The 7,503-nt window shown below is 42.8% G+C and carries 10 protein-coding genes; all 10 read left to right on the plus strand.

From position 1 onward, the window contains the following. The first annotated feature begins 141 nt into the window (after window positions 1–141). Window positions 142–387: a YozE family protein gene (locus QZ375_RS08875; RefSeq protein WP_295218049.1), complete on the plus strand. Its 246-nt coding sequence runs from the start codon at window positions 142–144 to the stop codon at window positions 385–387. After that, window positions 380–670 (plus strand): VRR-NUC domain-containing protein, encoded by a 291-nt coding sequence (locus QZ375_RS08880; protein ID WP_295218051.1) that lies wholly within the window; start codon window positions 380–382, stop codon window positions 668–670. Before QZ375_RS08875 ends, QZ375_RS08880 begins: the two co-directional genes overlap by 8 nt. Next, on the plus strand, window positions 657–2,009 hold the full coding sequence (locus tag QZ375_RS08885) for a DEAD/DEAH box helicase (RefSeq protein WP_295218053.1): 1,353 nt from the start codon (window positions 657–659) through the stop codon (window positions 2,007–2,009). The genes QZ375_RS08880 and QZ375_RS08885 overlap by 14 nt, the downstream gene beginning before the upstream one ends. Window position 2,010: 1 nt before the next feature. Then, a complete protein-coding gene (locus tag QZ375_RS08890; protein ID WP_295218055.1) occupies window positions 2,011–2,655 on the plus strand; it encodes a DUF559 domain-containing protein in 645 nt (214 codons plus the stop codon). Between the two features lie 16 nt (window positions 2,656–2,671). Beyond that, entirely contained in the window at window positions 2,672–3,103 is a 432-nt protein-coding gene (locus QZ375_RS08895) for a DUF1492 domain-containing protein (RefSeq protein WP_295218057.1), read from the plus strand. Window positions 3,104–3,433: 330 nt separating this feature from the next. Beyond that, window positions 3,434–3,598 carry an HNH endonuclease gene (locus tag QZ375_RS14290; RefSeq protein WP_365728725.1) on the plus strand — a complete coding sequence of 55 codons (165 nt, stop codon included), beginning with the start codon at window positions 3,434–3,436 and terminating at the stop codon, window positions 3,596–3,598. 227 nt (window positions 3,599–3,825) lie between these two features. Next, window positions 3,826–4,350 carry a P27 family phage terminase small subunit gene (locus tag QZ375_RS08905; RefSeq protein ID WP_295218062.1) on the plus strand — a complete coding sequence of 175 codons (525 nt, stop codon included), beginning with the start codon at window positions 3,826–3,828 and terminating at the stop codon, window positions 4,348–4,350. 6 nt (window positions 4,351–4,356) lie between these two features. Then, window positions 4,357–4,515 (plus strand): hypothetical protein, encoded by a 159-nt coding sequence (locus QZ375_RS08910; RefSeq protein WP_295218064.1) that lies wholly within the window; start codon window positions 4,357–4,359, stop codon window positions 4,513–4,515. Further along, complete coding sequence (locus QZ375_RS08915; RefSeq protein WP_295218066.1) at window positions 4,512–5,768, plus strand: DNA methyltransferase; 1,257 nt, start codon at window positions 4,512–4,514, stop codon at window positions 5,766–5,768. Before QZ375_RS08910 ends, QZ375_RS08915 begins: the two co-directional genes overlap by 4 nt. Further along, window positions 5,761–7,503 (plus strand): DNA cytosine methyltransferase (locus QZ375_RS08920; protein ID WP_295218068.1); only part of this gene is annotated, 1,743 nt, incomplete at its 3' end. The genes QZ375_RS08915 and QZ375_RS08920, both read left to right, overlap by 8 nt.

Consider the following 7,503-nt stretch of genomic DNA (forward strand, 5'->3'; position numbering starts at 1 on the left):
CATACTTTACGCAGGCGAGAGAAAAAGTAAAAAATGTCTATATGTAAAAGGTTAGGATATGACCATCACACACCTGCACTTTCCCGAAAATACGTTGATTTTTGATGAAATCCGTGCATGTCACGAGAAAGGGAAATCACTATGATGACAACTACACACAAAAGCCCCGGCGGATTCTACGCCTGGATGATGGAAAATTACCTGAACGCACAGAATCGTTTTGCTGATCTTGCAAGGGATATGTATGAGGATTATTGTTTTCCACATGAGGATGATTATGATGCAATCTACGATTATCTCGTCTATGACTGCGGTGCGGCAACTGCATGTATTGCAGTATTCCGTGAGTGCTGGAAAATGTATCAGGAAGCATACGCCTATGCGTGAACGGGAGATAGAACGAAAGCTGGTGAATGCTGTCAAGGAACGAGGCGGAATCTGCTGGAAGTTCACCAGTCCCGGAACGGCAGGTGTCCCCGACCGAATCATATTGATGCCAGAGGGCAGGATTGCCTTTGTGGAAGTAAAAGCGCCTGGTGAAAAGCCAAGACCATTACAGCTTTCAAGACACAGGCTTTTAAGAAAATTAGGTTTTAAGGTTTATGTTCTTGATAACATTGATGATATTACAAAAATATTAAGTGAGGTGATGAACTATGAAGCTACATGATTATCAGGAATATGCTGTAAAGTTTGTTGAAGAACACCCTGTATCAGCACTTCTGTTGGATATGGGTTTAGGCAAGACGATTATAACACTTACAGCAATTAACAATCTGATGTTTGATATGTTTGAAGTCAGAAAGGTTCTTATCATCGCACCTCTCAGAGTTGCAAGGGATACATGGCCGGCAGAAATTGAAAAGTGGGAACATCTGAAACACTTACGATACAGTGTTGTAATTGGAACTCCTGATGAAAGAAAAGCAGCACTTAACACCGATGCAGATATCTACATAACCAATCGTGAAAATGTGGACTGGCTTGTCAGCAATACAACCTTTGACTATGACATGGTTGTTATTGATGAGCTTTCCAGTTTCAAAAACTACCAAAGCAAACGATTCAAGGCTTTGATGAAAGTCAGACCAAATGTGAAAAGAATCGTAGGGCTGACCGGTACTCCTGCCAGCAACGGACTTATGGATTTATTTGCTGAGTTCCGTCTGCTTGATATGGGAGAAAGACTTGGAAGATTTATCGGGCAGTACAGAAACGAATACTTCAGACCCGATAAGCAGAACGGCTACATCGTGTATTCCTACAAGCCACTCCCCGATGCAGAGGAAAGGATATACGAAAAAATATCCGACATCACAGTTTCAATGAAAGCAGTTGACCATTTAAAAATGCCTGAACTGATTTCAAACAAATATACTGTGAAAATGTCGGAGGCAGAAAAGGAAAAATACAAGGAACTGAAAGACGAACTTATTCTTGAAGTTCAGGATACAGAAATCACAGTGGCAAATGCTGCGGCTCTCAGTAATAAACTGTGTCAGATGTCCAACGGTGCAATTTACGATGACAGCGGAGAAATCATTCCGATACATAACCGAAAGCTTGACGCACTTGAAGATATTATCGAATCGGCAAATGGCAAACCTGTTCTGGTGGCTTACTGGTTCAAGCATGACAGAACAAGAATTGCTGAAAAGCTTAATAAACTGGGAATTGTGTACCAGGAAATCAAATCAGCTGAAAGCATAAAAAGTTGGAACAGCGGAAAGCTACCAGTTGCATTGATACACCCGGCATCATCAGGACATGGCTTGAATCTTCAATCAGGAGGAAACTTTCTGGTATGGTTCGGGCTTACATGGAGTCTGGAACTATATCAGCAGACAAATGCAAGATTATGGCGACAGGGACAGCAGTCCGAAACAGTCATTATACAGCATATCGTTACAAAAGGAACGGTTGATGAAAGGATTCTGAAAGCACTAAAGGAAAAGGACGAAACGCAGACGGCCTTGATGACAGCGGTTAAGGCGGAAATGGAGGAATAACATGAGTTATATAGAAGCAAAAGAAGATAATATTCCTACAGAAAAGGATTGCAGAGGTTTCACTATCTACTATCCTCCCTGCCATATATGTGAAACTCCTGTGTTTTCGTGGAGCTATGTTCGCAATACCAAGTACACTTGTCCTAATTGTAGAGAGTTGCTTGTGGAAAGACAATTTGATATAAAATTAAATAATTGCTTAAGTAAACAGGAACGCTGTCTGAATAGAGCGATTGATAGAATTTCTAAGCAGACTAATATTAAAAAATATGAATCCGCAATTGCATGGATAAGAAAACATCTTGGAAATTCTTCATGGTTTCAGAGCACTGAAGAGGTAATGGTTGCAATGGAATTAATCCGAAAGGGTGTAAAGGCTCACCATCAGGTTAAGGTTTATAATTACAGTGTAGATTTTGTTCTTCCTGATTTAAAGGTCGCTCTTGAAATTGATGGAAAGCTTTATCATGGAAAAGATAAAGAAAAATACTCTGAAGAAAGAGATATGCTGATTTGTGATAAACTCGGAGAAGGGTGGGAAATTATACACATCGATACAGATAATATCAACAGAAATGTTACAAAACTCATGGTGGCAATAAATGCTGTACTCAGAAGAAGAAAAAAGATTAAGACACTTGTTTGAAATAGGAGGATATGGTATGACTGCAAAAGAATATCTTAAACAGGTTAAGTATATAGAACGTAACATTCGTAAAAAAAGAACTATGGCTCAAAAACTCAGAGAATCACTTTGTGGTAAAAGCGTAAGTTATGAGAACACAGGTGCAACGTTACAACACTCTTGTGATGATGCTTTGGGAGAAACCATTGCAAAGGTGGTAGATTACGAAAGAGAAGCTGATGAGGAAATTGCTCGACTTGTAAATCTACGTATTGAAATAGAAAAAGCTATTCTCAGCATCGAAAATGACAAAGAACAAGAAGTATTAGAAAGAAAATATCTTCTCTTTGAAAATGACACTCAAATAGCAGAGGAAATGGAATGCAGTATACGTTCAGTGTACAATTACCATAATTCCGGACTTAAAAAAATAATCGTTCCTGAAACAGCTTGCAGTAATTTTCTGTAATTTGCAGTAATTTTCAAAAACTTGCAGTCAAAAACACTTGAACGTCTTGACAAAATGTGATATCATATATACTGGAAAAAATAAGATAACGAGCAAGCCATAGCGGAGAAATCTGCTATGGCTCTTTTTATGCCCTGATGGAGGTTGACAATGCCGAAGAAGTGTAAACATCCCTGCGGTCACCCAGGCTGTCCCAACCTTACAGACGAACTGTACTGTGGGATACATAAACAACCTGACAGACCGTCTGCATCCAAGCGTGGCTACGGCAGTAAGTGGCGAAGGCTGAGTAAACAGTACCTCCGCAAGCACCCAATGTGTGTGCGCTGCATGGCTGAGGGTAGATTCGTACCTGCAACAGTTGTAGACCACATACAACCACATCGTGGTGATTATGATTTAATGTGGAGTCAGGACAACTGGCAAGCCTTGTGTAAGCCGTGTCACGATAGGAAAACGTGGACTGAGGACAAGAATCCTGTGTACACTTACTGAGATGACCGCCGGGGGTATCGATTTCTCTACGGAAGATTTACGAAAAGACCGGCGCCCCCTCTCACGCACAAAAGCGGGTATTCAAACGTCCTATTGCCCCCTCGGACTTAAAAATAACAAAAAACACCGATAGCAACTACATTTGCCGACTTTTTCAGTCGGCATTTTTTATGCTCATTTTTGCAATTTTGTTTGAATTTCTTTGATTTCAGAAAGGCGGTGACATCATGGCTAAAGACGGTACAAACCGTGGCGGTGCAAGACCGGGAGCAGGCAGACCAAGAAAGGCTCTGACCGAGAAGATTGCTGAGGGTAAATCAGCAGAAGTCATGATGCAGCCGGCTGATATTGAATCAGCTGAAACACCGCCTGTGCGTGATTTTATGCAGGAATTACAGCGTGACGGCACAAAACTTCTCGCTGATGAGGTCTATACAGAAACTTATCAGTGGTTGAAAGAACGGTCCTGTGAGAAGATTGTCAGCCGTCAGCTTGTGGAACAGTATGCAATGAGCATTTCACGTTGGATACACTGCGAGCAGATTGTCACAAAGTACGGATATATTTCCAAGCATCCGACAACGGGAGCTGCAATAGCATCCCCATACGTTGCGATGTCTCAGAACTATATGAAACAAGCAAACCAAATCTGGAATCAGATTTTTCAGATTGTCCGTGAAAACTGCTCCGTGGAGTTCCAGGGCAACCCGAATGAAGATATGATGGAAAAGCTGCTCCGCAGCAGAAAGTGAGGACGTATGAAAGCAGATACCCAGTTCTGGCGAGACCTGAAAGCTAATCGCCAGAAAATGACAAAACAACAGTACCGTACACTGAAAGGTCAGGCAGCAAGCGGAAAGGTCATGGATGCCAGAAAAGGCTTACAGAAAGTTTTGAAAAGGAGAAACGGAGCATGAATACGACTACAGAATTACAGCTGATTGCAACAGACAAGCTGATCCCATATGCCAATAATGCCCGAACACATAACAAAGAACAGATTCTGAAGCTTCGCTCTTCTCTGCGTGAATTCGGATTTGTAAATCCTGTTATCATTGACCGAGAAAATAATATTCTCTGCGGTCATGGACGTGTCATGGCGGCAAAAGAAGAAGGCATCACAGAAGTTCCTTGTGTATATGCCGACCATTTAACAGAGGCACAGAAGAAAGCGTATATCCTTGCTGACAACAGAATGGCGCTGGACGCAGGTTGGGACGATGAACTCCTTGCCGTAGAAATGGAAGAACTTCAGAACCTTGGCTTTGACCTTGGTCTTACCGGATTTGATGAATCTGAAATTGCAGATTTATTCGCTATAGACAGTGATGAAGCCAAAGAGGATGACTTTGATGTTGATGCAGAACTTGAAAAGCCATGCAAATCCAGGATTGGAGATGTATGGCACCTAGACAGACATACAGTCATTTGCGGTGATTCCACTCTGCCTGAAACCTATGCGGCACTTCTTGGAGATACAAAGGTCAACCTCGTCTGCACAGATCCGCCTTATTTGGTAAATCTGGAAAGTACATCTGGTAAAATCAAGAATGATGACCTAGATGATGAAAAGGGATATGAATTCCTGAAATCAGCATTTGAGCGTTTCCGTGATGCTATGGCAAAGGATGCAAGCATTTATGTGTTTTATGCAACATCAAAAGCCCGTGTATTTCATGATGCATATGAAGATGCAGGATTTAAAGTTGGTGCAGGTCTTGTATGGAAGAAAGACAGACTTGTTCTCACCCGAACTGACTGGAAGTATATCCATGAGCCAATTATCTGGGGTTGGAGAAAGGACGGAAAGCATATCTGGTACGGTGACCAGAAACAGAAAACTGTATTTGAATTTGACCGCATCAAAAACAGCAAGGAAGACGGCTGCGGACATCCTTCTTCAAAGCCTGTTCCTCTTATCGCATATCTGATTTCACAGTGTACGCAAACAAATGGGATGGTGATGGACGGATTTCTCGGAAGTGCTTCAACTCTTATTGCCTGTGACCAGCTGAACCGAGTATGTTATGGAGTTGAACTTGAACCGAAGTTTGTGGATGTTGCGGTTGAAAGATACATAAAACTTCATGATGGAAATTCTGAAGATGTGTATTTGATTCGTGATGGGCAGCGTATTGACTACAAGGATGTGGAGGTGCAGGATGCATAATTCTCTTACACTCGGCAGCCTGTTTGACGGCAGCGGTTCTTTTCCAATGGCAGGAATGCTGTCGGGCATTACTCCGGTCTGGGCATCTGAGATTGAGCCATTCCCGATACGAGTAACCACAAAGAGATTACCGCAGGTACAGCATTACGGCGATGTCAATATGTTGAACGGTGCAGAACTGCCGCCCGTTGATATTATCACTTTTGGCTCGCCGTGTACCGACCTGTCAGTCGCAGGTAAAAGAGGCGGATTGAATGCAGAACATTCCGGACTTTTCTTTCAAGCGGTCAGAATCATAAAGGAAATGAGGTGTGCGACAAATGGTAAATATCCAAGATTTATCGTGTGGGAAAATGTCCCAGGGGCATTTTCCTCAAATAAAGGAGAGGATTTCCGGACAGTCCTCGAAGAAATATGCAAAATCAAAGACAGCAGTTTATCTGTTCCTCGACCTGCGGAACGCTGGACAAAGGCAGGAGAAATCATGGAAAACAGTTTCTCTCTTTCCTGGAGAACATTCGACGCTCAGTATTGGGGTACGCCCCAAAGAAGAATGCGTATCTACCTTGTCGCAGATTTTACAGGCACAAGTGCCTCAAAAATATTATTTGAGTCAGAAGGCGTGTCTGGGTATTCTGCGGAGAGCTTCCGAGCGTGGCAAGAAACTGCCCGAAGTGTTACAGATTGCTCTGGAACGGCAGGCAGTACAGGTCTAATGTTTGAGAATCATTCTCAAGACACAAGATACACTGGTCCTCTTGAGGTCGCACAGACTGTATCTGCTACTTACGGCACTGGCGGGAACAATCAGCCTTTTGTGGTTGAATCAGCAGGCTTTTGTACTGAGCATTCCGCCAAAGCGCATGGTATTGGATATGAAGAAGAAACTTCGCCGACACTTCGTGCAGGTGCTGTTCCGGCTACGCTGAAAATAAGGTGCGGCGGAGGTTCTGGTGGAAAAGGTGCTTTAATACAAAAAGATAAATCTGCAACGCTATCCTGCAATAACGACCAGACTCTTTTCGTTCCAAAGGCATACGGTATCTGTTCCAAGCACAGCAATTCCATGATGTCCGATAATCCTAACAGCGGATTTTATGAAGCTGAAACGGTAAGAACAATCGACACCAGCAATCAGTCACCTTGCAAGAATCAAGGCGGAATGGTAGTCATTGAAGGAAACGGCAGCAGACCTTCTCATCACGGTGATGGATACAAAGAATCGGACACCATGTACACGTTAAATCGCACAGAGAACCATGCAGTTTCATACGGCATTGGCAGACCTGCAATGAACCAGAGCTACAACGCTCGATTCAGTTTTCAGATTGAGGAAGAAACCTCTCCCACAATTGTTGCATCTGGCGCAGGTGGAATTGCTCACCCTGTCTATAGCTCTTCGAAGGCGTCTTTCTTTACATCAGCTGAAGAAAATAAAGCAAACACACTTGTTGCGTCTGATTATAAAGATCCGCCTCTTGTCAATGACAGTACTTCTGAAATCGAGTATATCGTAAGAAGGCTCACTCCACAGGAATGTGCATTGTTACAGGGTATGCCAACGTGGTGGTGTGACGGATTGGAAACTGAAAATCCCACCGAGGAAGAAATTGACTGGTGGATAAATATTTTTGAAACGCATCGCAAAGCTATGGGGAAATCCACCAAGCCAAAAAGCCGTAAGCAGGTGGAGAAATGGCTGAAAAATCCTTATTCCGATAGTGCTGCCTATAAG

Origin of the sequence: Ruminococcus sp., assembly GCF_019417665.1 — a bacterium.
GTDB lineage: Bacteria > Bacillota > Clostridia > Oscillospirales > Ruminococcaceae > Ruminococcus_C.

Coding starts and splice junctions, on each gene's coding strand:
- QZ375_RS08875 (WP_295218049.1), top strand. CDS start 142: ATGATGACAACTACACACAAAAGCCCCGGCGGATTCTACGCCTGGATG.
- QZ375_RS08910 (WP_295218064.1), top strand. CDS start 4,357: ATGAAAGCAGATACCCAGTTCTGGCGAGACCTGAAAGCTAATCGCCAG.
- QZ375_RS08905 (WP_295218062.1), top strand. CDS start 3,826: ATGGCTAAAGACGGTACAAACCGTGGCGGTGCAAGACCGGGAGCAGGC.
- QZ375_RS08895 (WP_295218057.1), top strand. CDS start 2,672: ATGACTGCAAAAGAATATCTTAAACAGGTTAAGTATATAGAACGTAAC.
- QZ375_RS08880 (WP_295218051.1), top strand. CDS start 380: ATGCGTGAACGGGAGATAGAACGAAAGCTGGTGAATGCTGTCAAGGAA.
- QZ375_RS08915 (WP_295218066.1), top strand. CDS start 4,512: ATGAATACGACTACAGAATTACAGCTGATTGCAACAGACAAGCTGATC.
- QZ375_RS08885 (WP_295218053.1), top strand. CDS start 657: ATGAAGCTACATGATTATCAGGAATATGCTGTAAAGTTTGTTGAAGAA.
- QZ375_RS14290 (WP_365728725.1), top strand. CDS start 3,434: ATGGCTGAGGGTAGATTCGTACCTGCAACAGTTGTAGACCACATACAA.
- QZ375_RS08890 (WP_295218055.1), top strand. CDS start 2,011: ATGAGTTATATAGAAGCAAAAGAAGATAATATTCCTACAGAAAAGGAT.